Origin of the sequence: Yersinia sp. 22-579, from assembly GCF_030433455.1 — a bacterium.
In the GTDB taxonomy this organism is placed as follows: Bacteria; Pseudomonadota; Gammaproteobacteria; order Enterobacterales; family Enterobacteriaceae; genus Yersinia; species Yersinia enterocolitica.
The window spans coordinates 126557-141787 of the sequence record NZ_JAUJTZ010000014.1; the positions used below are offsets into that span (position 1 = coordinate 126557).

Here is a 15231-nt window from a genome sequence, read left to right on the forward strand (position 1 = left end):
CAATAGGCAGAATAGGTGGCGAAAAACGGCCTAACTTGCCCGTTTGTCACCTTTTGGCGCAATTAATATCCCCGTTAGGCGAAAATATCAACGCCGCCATTACCATTTGCCAGTGCTTGCAGCGAGGCTGGCGTCACCAATGGTGTGCTGTTCAGCGCCTCTCCCGTGGCGACTTCACCATATCCAGGTTGACCGCGTGAGGCAAAATCTTGCTGATTCTGTTGGCTTTGTTGCTGCGCTTGTTGCCATTGACCTTCGCTGCCGACACTGCTTTGACCTAACTGAATACCACTTTCAGCCAGAGCGGTGCGTAAACTTGGCATGGCAGCTTCAATTGCGGCCCGAACCTGACTGTGCGCGGAAGCAAAGTGTAACTGTGCCTGGTTATCGTCGATTTTCAGACTAATTTGCAAGGCACCCAACTCTTGTGGATTGAGGCGCAACTCGGCATTTTGTTGCCCATTGCGGCTGAACATAATCACTTGTTGTCCCAGCGACTGTTGCCATTCCTGGCTGCCCAACTGTGCGCTTAAATAACCACTGGCGGGAGCCGCGATATGGGTGCTGGCGGTGGTCGATAACACCGGGCTGGACACTGGAGGGAGAGACGGGGTCACGGCAGCCGAGCTGAGCAAAGTTCTGTCTGCGGCAGCAGTTGCTGCAGTGTCAACGGGTGCTGACAGTGGTGTAACTTTGGCGTTGAGTGTGCTGGTATCGGCATCTTTCGCACTCAATTGAGCCAGCTTATCTTGTGCGGCACTGGTTTTGCTCTTGGTGGTTGTGCCCGCTAATGTATCGCCAGTGCTCACGGCTTTATCACTCTTCACACTGCCTACGGTGCCACCGATCAGCGCAGCTAACCCTTTATCTTGCGATGTCAGGCTGGTCAAAGTGGCAATATCTTGCTGGGCGGTAGTTTTGCTGTCAGTTAAGCCTTTGCCATCAGTTAGTGTGGCCTTTTGCCCACTGTTTGCGGTGCCCAACGTGTTAGCGACCTGATGTGGCAACATTGCCAGTAACGTCTGCAATGCCGTGGGATCAGTTTTATCACTGGCGCTGTCGAGCTTACTGTCATCACTGATTGCTGTTTTCTTACTACCGGCTGCTTCGCCAGTCTGTCCAGCATGAGTCAAACCCGCAGGTAACGTGGCGCTGATATCACCTAATGCAGCCAACAATTGGTTCAACTTGCTGCTACCGCCAGCTGACTTACCACTGTCAACATCAGCGGTGAGGTCAGTTGTTGCGGCCAGAGATGATTTCAGGGTCGAAGCATCCAGAGCGGTGAGTTCTTTTCCCAATTGATCGCCTAACAGTTTGGCGAAATCAGCCGGTAGCCCTGCGTCGGTAAAGAGCGCAGCAATGGATGACGAGGATGATGCCCCCTCGGCTTCACCAGCGGTTGTAACAGCAGGCAATAAAGACAGATTCATGAATTTAGACTCCTTTGTGAGGCGCGCTGGGCGAACTCATCCATCAATTTTTGATCCAATCGGTTTTCTTGCAAGCGCGCGCTGGTTTCGGCCCGCTCATTCAGTGTTTCAAACGCATTTAACCGCTGTTGCTTTTCTTGCCAATGCTTGACTGCTTGTTCAACTTTTGTATTCCACTGGGCCAATTGATGACGATGTTGATCAATGGCTTGCTCCAATGTTTGAATAAATTGCTGATAATTTTGCCAACTGGAAGAGGCCATGCCGTTACTCAGCGTGTCATTTAGCCGCACCCGGTATTCATCCTGATAGGACAGCAACATGCTGAGTTGCTGCTCAGCATTCTGATAGGACAAGCGTGCCTGCCCTAATTGAGTACTTGCCTGCTCGACCGCCTTTTGAGCCAGGTCGCGCAGGGTGACGAGAGGTGACTGATTTTTCATCGTATTCCTCAAATACCCTTCGTATTTGACGCCGCAGGGTTGTTAGCTACGTTCATGCACCCGAATCACTGACTTGAGTCAGCTCATCGGGATTTATTCACTTGCCGCCTACCTGCAACGCCAACTACTTTGGGTATACGACAGGGGCTGTGGCTTGGGTCACTGGCTATTAACCCGGAAACAGGCTTTTCAGATGCTGGCAGGCATCTTCGTAACTGCTGCGTTCGAACATGCCTTGCTGCAAGAAGATTTCCATTTGCGGATACAAAGCAATGGCCTTATCCAATAATGGGTCACTTCCGGCGGCATAGGCTCCTACGCTGACTAAATCACGGTTACGTTGGAAGCTTGCAAGCAATTGTTTAAATTGGCGAACTTTGCTGTAGTGGTTTTCATCTATCAGCGAAGTCATGGCGCGGCTGATAGAGGCTTCAATATCAATAGCAGGGTAGTGGCCCGATTCAGCCAGGCGGCGCGATAGCACCACGTGCCCATCAAGAATGGCGCGAGCAGAGTCGGCGATCGGGTCTTGCTGATCATCGCCCTCAGTCAATACCGTATAAAATGCGGTGATCGATCCACCACCGGACACCCCGTTACCGGCGCGCTCAACCAACGCTGGTAATTTGGCAAATACCGACGGCGGATAACCTTTGGTCGCCGGAGGTTCGCCGATAGCCAGCGCGATTTCACGTTGTGCCATGGCATAGCGCGTCAGGGAGTCCATGATAAGCAGGACATGCTGACCACGGTCACGAAAATCTTCTGCAATACGAGTGGCATAAGCCGCCCCTTGCATGCGCAGTAACGGCGATACGTCAGCTGGTGCCGCGATGACAACTGAGCGCGCACGCCCTTCGGGGCCTAAAATGTTCTCAATAAAATCTTTTACTTCACGGCCACGTTCACCGATCAAGCCAACGACAATGACATCCGCTTGGGTGTAGCGAGCCATCATGCCTAACAACACACTTTTCCCCACCCCAGAGCCAGCGAACAGGCCCATACGCTGTCCACGGCCGACGGTCAGTAGGGCATTAATGGTCCGCACGCCAACATCCAATACCTGTTCAATCGCGGTACGTTGTAATGGGTTGATCGGGGGAGTGATAAGCGGGGCACGGTAGCCGGTTTCAGGGGCGGGTAAGCCATCAAGTGGCTTAGCGCTGCCATCTAATACGCGCCCCAGTAATTCTGGGCCGAGTGGCAATTGCTTACTGGCAGAGGCTCCACCGGTGGTGATGCGCGCATAAACCCGGGCTCCGGGCACAATCCCTTCCACTTCTTCCAGTGGCATCAGGAACAGGCGCTGGCCGTTAAAGCCGACCACTTCACTCTCAACTTCTTGTACTTCGCCGTTATCATGGCGCTCAATCAGACAGGTGGCCCCCAGTGGCAATTGCAAGCCAGTGGCTTCCAGCACCAGACCGGTGGCGCGCGTTAATCGCCCATAACGACGAATGGTAGTTGATTGGCTAATACGTTCTTCGAATTTATCCATCGAAGCCAGCCAGCGACCGAGGCGCGCAGTCATCATAATTCTCCCGGCGCTGCCAGACGGCATAATTCATGCCAGCGCGTCGCCAGACTGGCATCCAAATCACCTTCTTCAGCGCTGACTTTGCAGCCACCTGGGTGAATTTGGCTATCGCCCAACAAACGCCAGCCATGCAGACTCAAGGTCGAGCCTAAGCGCTGCTCAACCACGGCGAGATCATTAGGATTGACACGCAATTGCGGTTTACCGGCAAACATCGGTTCTTGCTGAATCATTTGCTGAATTTGAGCCAGCAACGCGGTGCCATCACAAATTGCCGGTTGGCCCAGAATCTGTTTGGCTGCCGCCAATGCCATTTGCATTAGCCGTGAGGCAATGACACTGTCCAGCGCATCAAGGGTATTTTGGAAATCGCTGACCAAGGTTTGCCAGTGTGCGGTGATGGGTGCCAACTGTTTCTCAGCATCTGCCAGCGCTTGTTGATGACCCTCTTCCAAACCGGTTTGATAACCTTTATCCAGGCCTTCTTGTAACCCTTTGGCAAATCCTTGCTGGCGACCCTGCTTCTCGGCTTCGAGTTGCAGGTTCATCAATATCTGCTGTTCATCACCTTCTGTTGGTTCGCCGTCCTCTCTGGGCTCATCAGTAAACAGCATACTGATATCCGGCGGCGCTGTGGCCGCGGTAGGCTCAGGTTGGCTGGCAAAGTCATTCAATGACCAGGGTTGCCAGGGCAGGGTATTAATCCTATCAGACATAGATATCCTCGCCGCCGCCGATGACTATCTCGCCGCTTTCCGCCAAACGACGGACGATAAGCAAGATGGCTTTCTGTTCGTTTTCGACCAGAGACATACGTACCGGCCCACGGGTGGCCAGATCGTCGCGCAGAATTTCTGCTGCTCGCAGCGACATGTTGCTGAGGAAGCGCTCGCGCAGCGCCTGATCGGCACCTTTCAACGCAATCAGTAGCGACTCGTTGTCGACCTCTTGCAGTAAACGCTGGATGCTGCGGTCGTCGACACTGACCAGGTTCTCGAACAGGAACATTTCGTCGATGATCTTCTGTGCCAGCTCGCCGTCGTATTCGCGTACTGCGTCCATAACCGTCTCTTCCTGCTGGCTTTTCATCAGGTTGATAATCTCAGCCGCGGTACGGATACCGCCCATTTTGCTGCGTTTGAGATTCTGACCATCGAGCAGGTTGTTCAGCACTTCGGTCAATTCAGCCAATGCTGCTGGCTGAACGCCGCCGAAGGTGGCAATACGCAACATGACATCGTTACGCAGACGTTCGTCAAACAGCGCCAGGATATCGGCCGCTTGAGCACGTTTCAGATGAACCAAAATAGTGGCGATAATCTGCGGATGTTCGTCGCGGATCAGATCGGCCGCCATCTGCGGTTCCATAAAGTTGAGGGTTTCCATGCCACTGGTGGTTTCGCGTGATTCCAGAATGTCTTCCAACAGACTGGAGGCGCGTTCTTCCCCCAATGCTTTTATTAGCACGGTGCGCAGGTAATCGCTGGCATTCACACTCAGTGCGGCATATTGCTCTGCATCGTCTTCAAACTCAGCCAATACATCAACCAACTGTTGGTGAGAAACCTGACGCATACTCGCCATGGTGGTACTGAGTTGTTGAACTTCGCGCGAGGAGAGGTGTTTAAACACCTCGGCGGCATGGTCTTCACCCAGAGTCATCAGCATGATGGCGCTTTTTTCAGTTCCGGTCAGGCTCATTGGTCATTACTCATCCATTGACGGATAACCAGCGCGACAATACGTGGGTCTTTATCCGCTAGTTCGCGTATACGCTGGGCCTGAACTTCAGCACTTACTCGCTGCTGATTTTTCTTACGCAGGGCCAGCTCTTCTTTAGTTTGTTTCGCTGTTTCAGTGGTTTGTGCAGCCTGGACAATGTTATTGACCGACGCCGCTGCTTTATCTGCTTCTTGTTTCTTAGCAATCAATGGGCGCACCAGTTTGCGCCACAAGATCCACGCCACCAGTAAGATGAGTAAGTAGCGACCAATATTCAGCAGCTGATCAAAGAACGACGGCTGTTGCCAGAATGGCAAGTTACTGCCGCTAGCATCGTCAGTGGCATTAAACGGTGTGTTCACCACATTTAATGTGTCGCCGCGTACCGTGGAGAAGCCCATGGCCTCACGGGTTAGCGATTCCACTTGCGCCAACTGATCTTTGCTCAGCGCGATAGGTTTGCCTGCTTTATCGCTGCCGTAATTAACCACCACTGCAACGGAGAGGCGCTGCACCATGCCAGCTTGTTGCTGGGTATGGCGGATAGTACGGTCAACTTCGAAGTTGGTGGTTTGGTCGTGACGACTATTACTGGACGTCGCGGTTTGTCTGGCAGCGGTTGCTGGACGATTGGCTGCATTAGCGGCATTCGCCGCCGCGCCAGCACCTGCCGCAGGGGTTGCCTGAGGTACTTCAATCGGTGCGACCGGTGTCGCGGATGGTTGGTTGGACAACGCGCCAGGAACTCCCCCGACATTGGTCCCACCCAGTTGTTCGCTGGTACTGACTTGCTGAGAGCGCACCGCCCCTTGGTTAGCAGCCTGATTCGGTTTGTACTCTTCGTCCGTTTGCTCACGGCTGGCAAAATCAACTTGTGCAGTCACTTGCGCGTGAACATTACCGCTGCCCACCATCGGTGCCAGGATAGTTTCAATGCGGCGTTGGAAGCGGTTCTCAACTTCATTGGTAAATTTGAGTTGCGCTGCATTTAAATCACGGCCGGCGCTATCCGATTGTGTCAACAGACGACCGGTTTGATCGACGACGGTAACGTTGGCAGGCGGTAAGCCCGCTACGCTGCTGGAAACCATATAGACGATGGCGTTGATTTGACCATCGTCAAGTGCGCGACCAGGTTGCAGGGCTAAGGTGACAGAGGCAGTTGGTGATTTTTGCTCACGGACAAACAGTGACGGTTTCGGCATGGCTAAGTGCACTCGCACATTTAATACCGGGCCGAGTGTGCCAATCGTTCGTGCCAGTTCGCCTTCCAGCGCCCGCTGGTAGTTGACTTGTTCACTGAATTGGCTGATGCCAAATTTTTCCTGATCCAGTAGTTCGAAGCCTACGGCACCACCTTTCGGTAAACCTTGTTGAGCCAGGCGCAGACGGGTTTCATGCACTTTATCTGCCGGGATCAGCAATGCTCCGCCATTATCAGCGAAGCGATAGGGAATATTCAGTTGCGTCAACTGCGTGACGATATCACCACCATCACGATCATTCAGGTTGCTATAAAGAACGCGATAATCTGGGCTTTTAGCCCATAACATCAGCGCGACAAGAATAGCGACGGCCGCAGCCGCAGCAATCAGCAATGGGATTTTTGGATTCGCGCGTAGGCGTGCCAGTGTCGTCGTAAAGGTGTTCTCACGATTTTCACCGCCAGTTATCGAGGCATTCATACACGTCCTTGGCCAAGCTGAATAACGTTTGAGTTAGTATTTTTTATATAACTAATGTGTTGGAACAAAACAGACTCCCAAATGCTGTGAGCGATAACGCATCAATAGCTGATATCCCCTTTTATACTCGTCATACTTCAAGCCGCATGTGCGTTGGCCGCGCTCAATCACCCGAATCACTTACTACAGTAAGCTCATCGGGACTCTCTCCCTTGCCGCCTTCCTGCAACTCGAATTATTTGGACTATATCGGCATGCCATTATTTGCTGTAAGTGGAAATTCGATGGCTCAATAAGCTGGTATTTTTGTGTCTATTTAGCCGCTTTAGCTCAAAAATGATGTGTTAGGGTGTCATCCTGAAAAAAGTGATACCTGCTTGATGGCAAACAACTGCAGTAACTTATCGATTTGCCACGCAGTTATTGACCAACTGAAGCACTCTGGGGATGAGTATGTCTGTTCAAGGTATCGAAGGGGTTTTACAGCAGTTGCAGGTCACTGCATTGCAAGCATCAGGCTCAGCGAAAACGCTGCCCGCAGAGGCTGGATTTGCGAGTGAATTAAAAGCGGCTATCGGCAAAATCAGTGAAAACCAGCAAACAGCCCGTACGTTAGCGCAGAATTTTGAATTAGGTGTGCCCGGTGTTGGCATAAATGACGTGATGGTAAATATGCAGAAATCATCTGTATCTTTGCAGCTCGGTATTCAAGTACGTAATAAATTAGTAGCGGCTTATCAAGACGTTATGAATATGGGTGTCTAAACTTCATGTGACAATGCCCATAAATAAAGAGATGCGGTTGTGCCATAAGGCGTGTAGCGGCGGCGATAGCGTTCAAAACGTTCGCGCGGTAGCGTTTTGTGGCGATATAAATTCATCATGCCGCGGCGGATCGCCAAATCACCCCAACTGAGCACATCAGGGCGAGAAAGCGAAGAAATAAGTAGCATTTCTGCAGTCCAGATACCGATACCATTCAGGCTCGAAAGCTGGGTAATGACCTCATTATCCGGTAACAAAGAAATAGCTGATAAATCCAGAGATCCATCAAGTGCTGCATTCGCTGCACCTTTAATATATCCGGCTTTGCGCATCGTCATTCCACAGCCCTGAATAGCTTCTATCGGTGCTGCGGCAATAGTTATTGGTGTTACCGTGCCGACTAATGTCATCAGACGTGCATTAACGGTGAGTGCCGCTTTAACAGAAATTTGCTGATCAACAATGTTTCTGATGAGTGCAGCAAATAAATCTGGTGATAATGGGCGGGCAATCATTCCTAATCGCTCGATAGCTGCCGCCATCTTTTTGTCCCGCCGCTTAAGATGATTTATCTCTGTTTCACCGTAACTGTAGAACACGTATTTGCTCCCAACATTGCCGACTATAAAATGATTTGATTTAGCATAACATAACCTTAACGTCCACCGATGACTCTCTATTTCTTGCTGACTAAGCGCTCTGTGCCAGCACTATATTTTGATGGCCAATTTTTTGCAGTATTACCGAAATATCCACATCATCGATTTTGTCTGCCTTCAAGTGAGCAATGGCATATTCATGCCAGATTCCAGATTCCAGGAATAAAATAAATAGCTCTCTATCCAGGTGATTTTCATTCACCATTTTCAACATAATATTGAGTGCTTCAGATAATAATTTCCCTGGTTTATAAGGACGATCTGCCGCTGTCAGTGCTTCAAATACATCAGCAATAGCCATCATTCGAACCGGAATACTCATCTGTTTATAAGTGAGTTGATAGGGATATCCCTTGCCATCCATACGCTCATGGTGACCACCGGCAATAGAGGGAACATTCGCCATGGTACGCGGGAAGGGGAGTTTTTTGAGCATGACAATAGTCTGCATAATGTGCTCATTTATTTTATAACGATCCTCTTCGGTCAAGGTACCACGCCGAATACTGAGGTTATAAATCTCACCACGGTTATAAAGCAAAGTGGGTTCTGGTAGTTTGAAATCATAATACTCTGGGCGTTTATTCTTATTATCTCGGTAGATAATATGCTCTTTTTTATCTGCCAATAGAGGCTCTTGCACTGGTAATGGGATTGCTGGCTGCCGGGCTTTGCGCTCGCGTTCTTCCTGAGCAATACCGGCATTATCGTCTAATGTTCGAGTCCACTGATATCCGGCAATTTGCTGAATACGCGCGATCGCTTCATCAGACATAAATTCACCACCGATATTGCAGTGGGCAATAAAGTAAAAATCATCATCCAATTGGCGCAATTCCGCAGCCAGTGCTTGTTGATCAGTTTCATTGACGTTAACGGTGGCATGATGACGTAAGAAGTCGATCTCTTTTTCACGTTTTATGACTTCAAATCTCATGCGTATTTCATGAATACGATCATAGATTAATTCCAGTTTTGTCGATTTGTCCACGACAAATTCAGGTGTCGTTATCTTGCCACAATCGTGTAGCCAGCATGCTGTATGCAGTTCTTCCCACTCATTTTCAGATAAATTAAAGTTAGCGAACGGTCCTTCTTTGATATTCACTGCGGCTCTGGCAAGCATTTTGGTGATTTCAGGGACTCGCTGGCAGTGGCCGCCGGTATAGGCACTCTTGGCATCGATAGCTCCCGCAATAAGCTCAATAAATGCATTGAGCAGGTTTTTTTGCTCCTGCAATAATTGCTGGGTCTCTACGGAAACAGATAAACTGCCGACCAGTGCATTAACTAATTGAATTTTAGAACGTTCACGTTCTGCATTTAATTGATAAGGGTTAAATAGCAACAAAAAACCTAAAAGTTGTTTATCGTGAGTTTTCATGGGCACAGCAACAAACCGTAAGGGTAAATAAGGCTGTAAGAAGTCTTGTAATTGACTGAATATATTTTCTTTATTTAGCGTTCCAGCAATAGTTTTTCCCTCAAGAACGGGCTGGAAAGTGGTGAAGTTATCTTCTGTTATACTCAATGAGGACATTTCAGCTACTGGGATATTTTCACCATTCCAACGAAATGCTGTCGGTGTGAAATGGCCTTCTTGTTTATCTGCAAGGAATATAATGCCGCCGGTCATCGCGGCGATTTCAGTTGTTTCACTTAATAACCCCTGCATCTGGCGGAAGAAGTTATTTTCCGCTGTCAGCATATTTCCCATTGAAATAAACTGCTTCAGTGTCGATTTCATTTTTGACATCGATTTGTGCAGTTCATCGACTTCTTCAATCATAGAATGTTCAGACTCACGCTCTTCGAAATGCAAGTTACTGATGGAATCAGCATCCTGGCGGAGGCGAATCAGTGGATTGGATATCTTCCGAGAGAAATACCACACCAACGGTAAACTGAGTATTAATAGGATAAAGGCGATAAGGGTTGAGTGATTCCGAATGGAGTTTGCATCAGCAGTCAAATAACTGGCTGGCGTCGCAATAACTAGCTGATATTTATTGCCGCTGTTATCAATATCGACAATGGAGCCGTACCAGTGCTTACCTTGCGCTTCAAACATGATGCTGTTGCCATTGTTATTAACCTGTTGGTTATTGCTCACAAGGCTATTTTCTTGGGTATCTAATAATGTTTGTAATACCGGGACTTGCTTATCCGCATGAGTAGGGTCTACTGGGGAATTTTTAGGTTTAGGTAAGCTTGCGATAACCTCACCGTGAGAATTTATAATAATAGCCTGGCTGCCAGGCGGTAGGTTCTGTCTTATTAAAAACTGCGATAACGAGGCCAGGGAAACATCCAACCCAATAATTGCCTGATTATTTTCAGACTGACGACTATAAGTGAAACCCGCTTCACCGGTCCCCTTGAAAATATAAATAGGTGATGTAATAAGACCAGGGGTGGCTGATGCCAAAATAAACCAATCCCGTTTTCTGGGATCATAATTATCATTATCTCTGGGCATAACGGCAATGACTTGCTGCTTTTCGTTCAGATAAATAAACCGTTTTTCTGGCAAACTGTCGAGGAATCGATTACTTTGAATCATCCACTCGGCCCCCTCTGGGGCGTGAAATAGTTTACGGTTAGCTTCGGTCAGACGCCGCAACATAAATAAATCGCCATTAGGATAGGCACTATATACGGCACTGGCATAATCATTCTGTTTCAGTATTTCAATAAATTTACCGACAAAACTCATGCGCTGTTCAAGTGTTGATAACTCTGTAATTTGCATACTGGCAAGGATGTTGACAGACATCATCATGGGCCGTGTTACTGCGTCTAATTCTGCTGCGATTGCCTCACCCGTTTTTTGATACTGCCGGTTGGTGCTGATTTCAGTCAATTTAGTCAATTGGCTATGACTGAAAATGATAATGACGGTACCGATTGAGACAATCAATAGAGTGAAGAGTACCGCAATCTGGATATGCAATGGATAGCGGCTTTTTAGTCCGAGCAAGTTACTGGGCATCATTGCGATCCTGAGAGGATATTATTTAACCAATTTTAATCATAGGATGCCCTTGCAGAAGTGACATATTCCTCTTTCTTTCAGTGGCTTACATTTATTCATATGATTATAAAGACTTTTATCGATATTAAGGTTGTATTGCTGGAGGAAAAAACTGGAGGTGGCCTAAAAAATAATGTTTTAGTGTGTGGAATATCTAAAAGCAGTATTTAACAGTCCGGATGATGCTGAGCAAAAATATGAGGGGATGCAACGGGGTGTATGGCGGGAGGGTAGATAAATCCTGGCGAAAAAGATCAAAAATAGAGTCTGAACAGACTCATCCAGGCCCTAAATTAGGTTTAAATAACGCTGAAAGCTCACTGGGGGGGGATCAGTATCCATAGGTTGTAAGCGATGATGCCCACGTATGGCTGTAGGAGCAAATCCAAAACGTTTACGAAAGCGTTCTGCGAAACGTGATGCGCTTTCATAACCAACTTGACTGGCAATTAATGAAATTGGCCAATCAGTACCTTGCAATAAACGTAAAGCGCTGGTCATACGGACATCAATCATCAAATCACGTAAGAGTATATTTTCGGCCGCTAATTTTCGCCGCAATACCACTTCGCTCATTGCCATATGATCGGCAACTTCAGCGGCTGACCATATTTTGTGTGGGTCAATTGACAGGCAGCGTCGTACCTTTTCACTTAATAAATGATCATCATTAAGTCTAAATTTAACACCGCGCTGAGCTAACCAAAGTAATAACTCAAGCATACGGTGCCTGACAATAGTAGGAGGGATATCACCCACATCGGATATTGCTTTAAATGTATTACCAAAAGTATTAATAAATTCAGGTGCCAAATCACGCACCGGCATAACCCCAGGTATAACGCCAAGGCCTGCAGAGGCAGGGTGATTAGCAAATGTCGTTATCAAACGCGGATCGCAGCGAAGTTGGTGGCTAAAAAATAGCCCCTCAGTAGATAGTCCATTAATTATGTCAATTGTTTGGCCACTACTGACGGCGACTATTTCACCCGGCCGGACGATGCACTCTTGATTATCCCAGCGAATGACTTTATGCCCACGGTTAACCATGATGAGCAAAGGATGCTCAATATAGACTGAGGTAAGGAGTAGCTCTGTATGTTGAATAACATGTGCCGAGCTACCCACACCGGGGCAAAATTTAATTGTACGTTCCATCGATATTCATTTCACAATTTTGGCCTGAGAATATCTTTACGCTTTGAATGGCAGACTAGCAACTTATTTTAATAGAAAATTCACCATCACTGACTATTTTAGCGAAAAGCTATGGAGTGAGAATAATAGTCAATCAGACATGGAAAATTGTTACCATCAATAAATTTCTTTGTTAAAAACAATAACAATTTGAATTGATTGCTATTTTAATAATTGTAGTTGCAAGCGATTTTTCAGTTATAAACACTATTGTATGACCATGCTAGCGGTAGATTACTGTGTTTCGCCTAATAGCAAAGCATGGTCAGGGAATTGGCCGTACGTATTATTTACCGCCTGTTGTTTGGTCGATTGCCCAACTAAGTCACTTAATGTATCAAGGCGTAGTTGCAATAAACGTTTAATCTCAATTTCATTATCCAAAATAGCTCTTAGCTTCTCCCGTAATAAATCTTGTAGCATTAGCGATGAGCATGAAGAAATAGTGATATTAGCGGTGTTTTCAACAGCTTTAAGGTAAGTCATTTCCAGATCAACCAGCGCATCCCAATTACCCTCGGTCGCCAGCACTAACATTTGCTCGCTGAGGGTCAGGATTTGTTGATATTCAGACAAAAGGTGCTGGTGACGTTCCATTAAATGGGGTCCTAATCAGGTTGATAATTGGGGCCGATCTGCCGCCAGGCATCCGCAATATTTTCGAGCAAAGCGAGCACTTCAGTAATTGCCTGTTCGTCATTATGCAAGTTGGCATGCAGCAAGCGCCGCGACATATAGTCATATAAAGCCGACAAATTCTCTGCCAGCTCACCGCCTTTTTCCATATTAAGGCCAGCACTCAGCCCATTATTAATAATGTTAATGGCTTTAGAAAGTGCAGCACCTTTAGCTGGAATATCTCCCTGATTCATCAAGATGCGAGCGCGAACCAGGGCGCTCTGCGCCCCGTCGAATAGCATCACGATCAATTGATGTGGGCTGGCACTCATTACCCCACTTTCCAGGCCTACCTGAGCATATGCCTGGCTCCCTGATCGGTTGTACATATCCTATCCCTTATGAAGAAAATTGCTGAGTTAAGAAACTGAGAGTACTGTTCATTGACGTCATCATTTTATCCAATTGAGTAAATTGTGTTTTATAACGCTCAATGGTTAGTGCAATGCTAGCCGTGGTTGCAGTGACTTGAGTATCCAGATTCTTTAATGACTTATTGATGCCATCAGTGGCACTTTTGAGTGTGCCCTTGGTAGTATCCAGCACAGTAGTCAGCAATTTATCAGTTTGGGTTGCAAATCCAGTCTCTTTGCCATCACCCACGAAGAATGCCACTACGCCGTTTGGCTTCTCGGTTAAGGCTTTATCCAGTTTAGTTGAGTCTATTGTCAGTTTGCCTTTGATATCTTGCGTGATTCCCAAACTGGCCAAGGTCTTCACATCACCCGGCTGCGCAGAAGCCAATTGACTTTTCAATTGTGTTTGAATACTACGCAATGTGCCATCACCGACCAAGGCACCATTATTGGTTGACTGATCTTTTCCTTGCTCAACTGCAGTGTATTGCGTGAGTGAGCCGAAAGTAGTCTGCAATGAGTTATAAGCGTCAACCCAGGTTTGAATTGCTGTTTTCATCGCGGTGCTGTCGCGCGTGATGTTTAGTGATTCTGGCTCACCGGTCTTGGTTTTGGCTTTTAGTGTTAAAGTGACGCCTTGTGGTGCATCGGTAATGGTGTTGCTTTGGCGAGTAATTGCCACACCATTGACGGTTAGTGCTGCATCTTCTGCTGCCACTTTTTGCGTCATGCCACCGCTGCCACCGGTGCTGCTTGGTGTGTAATTAAGAAAATCATTTAAAGTATCATCACCGGTGACATTGATAGTCATTTCTGACTGAGTACCGGTGTCTTTCGACGTTAACGCCAGATAATAGGTATTATCATCCGCTTTCATGATGCTGGCGCTAACACCGCCTTCTTGTTTATTGATGGCATCGCGGATACCGGTCAACGAAGTTTGATCGCTGGTTAGAGTGACTTCAAGCGGATCTTTTTTGCCTGGTTGGGTGATAGTGATAGTCCGTGAGGCATTATCATTACCTAACTTATTGGTCGAATTGGGTACCTCTGCGGACAACAAGGACTGTGATTTCGCGAGATTAGTCACTTCGATAGAGTAACTACCAGCACTGGCTGCACTATCAGTTACCGCACTGAATGCTGTGTTTGTGCTACTTACGGCGGTAGATGTCAGTGTGTCAGCTTTTTTCAGCGCTGCTGAAGCAGTTTCCACTTTTGCCAGCGCACTTTGCAAAATACCATAAGCGGTAAGTTTGCTTTTATAACTTGTTTGCTGTGTGGTCAGCGGTGTTAATCGCGCTTGTTCTGCATTTGATAAACTCGTCAAAAGAGAACTTAACTCCAAGCCTGATCCAACGCCCAGCGAACTGATACTTGCCATGTCTAATCCTTAATATTCAAGTGTCGTTACCGGGTTATCGGCCAGGGGATGGAAAAGTTTACACATAAAATATAAATAATGATGGGCAGAATAGCAGGGGATAACAGAGTGCTATTTGCGGCATTGACCCGCCTATTAGGGGCAATATTCCAAAATAGTTAATTAAAGGTTTGGTCAAATCCGCCGATACAAGCTGTAACGGTGATAAAACCGTGGGCGATAAGCTCGAACCATAATCTAACAGAATTTAAGGAATATCCACTATGGCGGTCATTAACACTAACAGCCTGTCTCTGCTGACTCAGAACAACCTGAACAAATCCCAGTCTTCTTTA

At 47.5% G+C, this 15231-nt stretch carries 13 protein-coding genes; 1 reads left to right on the forward strand and 12 read right to left on the reverse strand.

What is annotated here, in order from left to right; translation table 11 throughout:
• Window positions 1-74 precede the first annotated feature (74 nt).
• The 6 genes from QSV56_RS17015 to fliF all read right to left on the reverse strand — a co-directional run bounded on the left by QSV56_RS17015 (window position 75) and on the right by fliF (window position 6823).
• Complete coding sequence (locus QSV56_RS17015) at window positions 75-1433, reverse strand: flagellar hook-length control protein FliK (protein ID WP_046051163.1); 1359 nt, start codon at window positions 1431-1433, stop codon at window positions 75-77.
• On the reverse strand, window positions 1430-1876 hold the full coding sequence (gene fliJ / locus QSV56_RS17020) for a flagellar export protein FliJ (RefSeq protein ID WP_005160389.1): 447 nt from the start codon (window positions 1874-1876) through the stop codon (window positions 1430-1432). Before fliJ ends, QSV56_RS17015 begins: the two co-directional genes overlap by 4 nt.
• A 169-nt stretch (window positions 1877-2045) precedes the next feature.
• A complete protein-coding gene (gene fliI / locus QSV56_RS17025) occupies window positions 2046-3410 on the reverse strand; it encodes a flagellar protein export ATPase FliI (protein ID WP_026018001.1) in 1365 nt (454 codons plus the stop codon).
• Complete coding sequence (gene fliH / locus QSV56_RS17030; RefSeq protein ID WP_005168831.1) at window positions 3410-4132, reverse strand: flagellar assembly protein FliH; 723 nt, start codon at window positions 4130-4132, stop codon at window positions 3410-3412. The genes fliI and fliH overlap by 1 nt, the downstream gene beginning before the upstream one ends.
• Window positions 4125-5117 carry a flagellar motor switch protein FliG gene (gene fliG, locus QSV56_RS17035; RefSeq protein ID WP_005160381.1) on the reverse strand — a complete coding sequence of 331 codons (993 nt, stop codon included), beginning with the start codon at window positions 5115-5117 and terminating at the stop codon, window positions 4125-4127. Before fliG ends, fliH begins: the two co-directional genes overlap by 8 nt.
• The gene (gene fliF / locus QSV56_RS17040; protein WP_019082872.1) at window positions 5114-6823 is read right to left on the reverse strand and encodes a flagellar basal-body MS-ring/collar protein FliF; all 1710 of its coding nucleotides are present in this window, start codon (window positions 6821-6823) and stop codon (window positions 5114-5116) included. The genes fliG and fliF overlap by 4 nt, the downstream gene beginning before the upstream one ends.
• A gap of 453 nt (window positions 6824-7276) precedes the next feature.
• Here fliF and fliE point away from each other — a divergent pair, with 453 nt between their 5' ends.
• Window positions 7277-7588 carry a flagellar hook-basal body complex protein FliE gene (gene fliE, locus QSV56_RS17045; protein WP_005160376.1) on the forward strand — a complete coding sequence of 104 codons (312 nt, stop codon included), beginning with the start codon at window positions 7277-7279 and terminating at the stop codon, window positions 7586-7588.
• On the opposite strand, the gene QSV56_RS17050 is transcribed toward fliE, so the two are convergent.
• From QSV56_RS17050 to fliD, 6 genes are all read right to left on the reverse strand, one after another.
• On the reverse strand, window positions 7585-8187 hold the full coding sequence (locus QSV56_RS17050; protein ID WP_019080837.1) for a DNA-3-methyladenine glycosylase: 603 nt from the start codon (window positions 8185-8187) through the stop codon (window positions 7585-7587). The two genes, fliE and QSV56_RS17050, sit on opposite strands and share 4 nt — an antisense overlap.
• Before the next feature lie 91 nt (window positions 8188-8278).
• A complete protein-coding gene (locus QSV56_RS17055) occupies window positions 8279-11239 on the reverse strand; it encodes an HD domain-containing phosphohydrolase (protein WP_050158472.1) in 2961 nt (986 codons plus the stop codon).
• 330 nt (window positions 11240-11569) lie between these two features.
• Window positions 11570-12439 carry a helix-turn-helix transcriptional regulator gene (locus tag QSV56_RS17060; protein ID WP_019080835.1) on the reverse strand — a complete coding sequence of 290 codons (870 nt, stop codon included), beginning with the start codon at window positions 12437-12439 and terminating at the stop codon, window positions 11570-11572.
• Window positions 12440-12712: 273 nt separating this feature from the next.
• Window positions 12713-13075: a flagella biosynthesis regulatory protein FliT gene (gene fliT, locus QSV56_RS17065; protein ID WP_019080834.1), complete on the reverse strand. Its 363-nt coding sequence runs from the start codon at window positions 13073-13075 to the stop codon at window positions 12713-12715.
• An 11-nt stretch (window positions 13076-13086) separates the two neighbouring features.
• The gene (gene fliS, locus QSV56_RS17070) at window positions 13087-13485 is read right to left on the reverse strand and encodes a flagellar export chaperone FliS (protein ID WP_019080833.1); all 399 of its coding nucleotides are present in this window, start codon (window positions 13483-13485) and stop codon (window positions 13087-13089) included.
• 10 nt (window positions 13486-13495) lie between these two features.
• A complete protein-coding gene (gene fliD, locus QSV56_RS17075) occupies window positions 13496-14896 on the reverse strand; it encodes a flagellar filament capping protein FliD (protein WP_046695168.1) in 1401 nt (466 codons plus the stop codon).
• Window positions 14897-15231: the final 335 nt, after the last annotated feature.

Bases quoted from the DNA above. Each gene is read 5' to 3' on its own strand.
- QSV56_RS17015 (WP_046051163.1), bottom strand. From the start codon at position 1,433: ATGAATCTGTCTTTATTGCCTGCTGTTACAACCGCTGGTGAAGCCGAG.
- fliJ (WP_005160389.1), bottom strand. From the start codon at position 1,876: ATGAAAAATCAGTCACCTCTCGTCACCCTGCGCGACCTGGCTCAAAAG.
- fliI (WP_026018001.1), bottom strand. From the start codon at position 3,410: ATGACTGCGCGCCTCGGTCGCTGGCTGGCTTCGATGGATAAATTCGAA.
- fliH (WP_005168831.1), bottom strand. From the start codon at position 4,132: ATGTCTGATAGGATTAATACCCTGCCCTGGCAACCCTGGTCATTGAAT.
- fliG (WP_005160381.1), bottom strand. From the start codon at position 5,117: ATGAGCCTGACCGGAACTGAAAAAAGCGCCATCATGCTGATGACTCTG.
- fliF (WP_019082872.1), bottom strand. From the start codon at position 6,823: ATGAATGCCTCGATAACTGGCGGTGAAAATCGTGAGAACACCTTTACG.
- fliE (WP_005160376.1), top strand. From the start codon at position 7,277: ATGTCTGTTCAAGGTATCGAAGGGGTTTTACAGCAGTTGCAGGTCACT.
- QSV56_RS17055 (WP_050158472.1), bottom strand. From the start codon at position 11,239: ATGCCCAGTAACTTGCTCGGACTAAAAAGCCGCTATCCATTGCATATC.
- QSV56_RS17060 (WP_019080835.1), bottom strand. From the start codon at position 12,439: ATGGAACGTACAATTAAATTTTGCCCCGGTGTGGGTAGCTCGGCACAT.
- fliT (WP_019080834.1), bottom strand. From the start codon at position 13,075: ATGGAACGTCACCAGCACCTTTTGTCTGAATATCAACAAATCCTGACC.
- fliS (WP_019080833.1), bottom strand. From the start codon at position 13,485: ATGTACAACCGATCAGGGAGCCAGGCATATGCTCAGGTAGGCCTGGAA.
- fliD (WP_046695168.1), bottom strand. From the start codon at position 14,896: ATGGCAAGTATCAGTTCGCTGGGCGTTGGATCAGGCTTGGAGTTAAGT.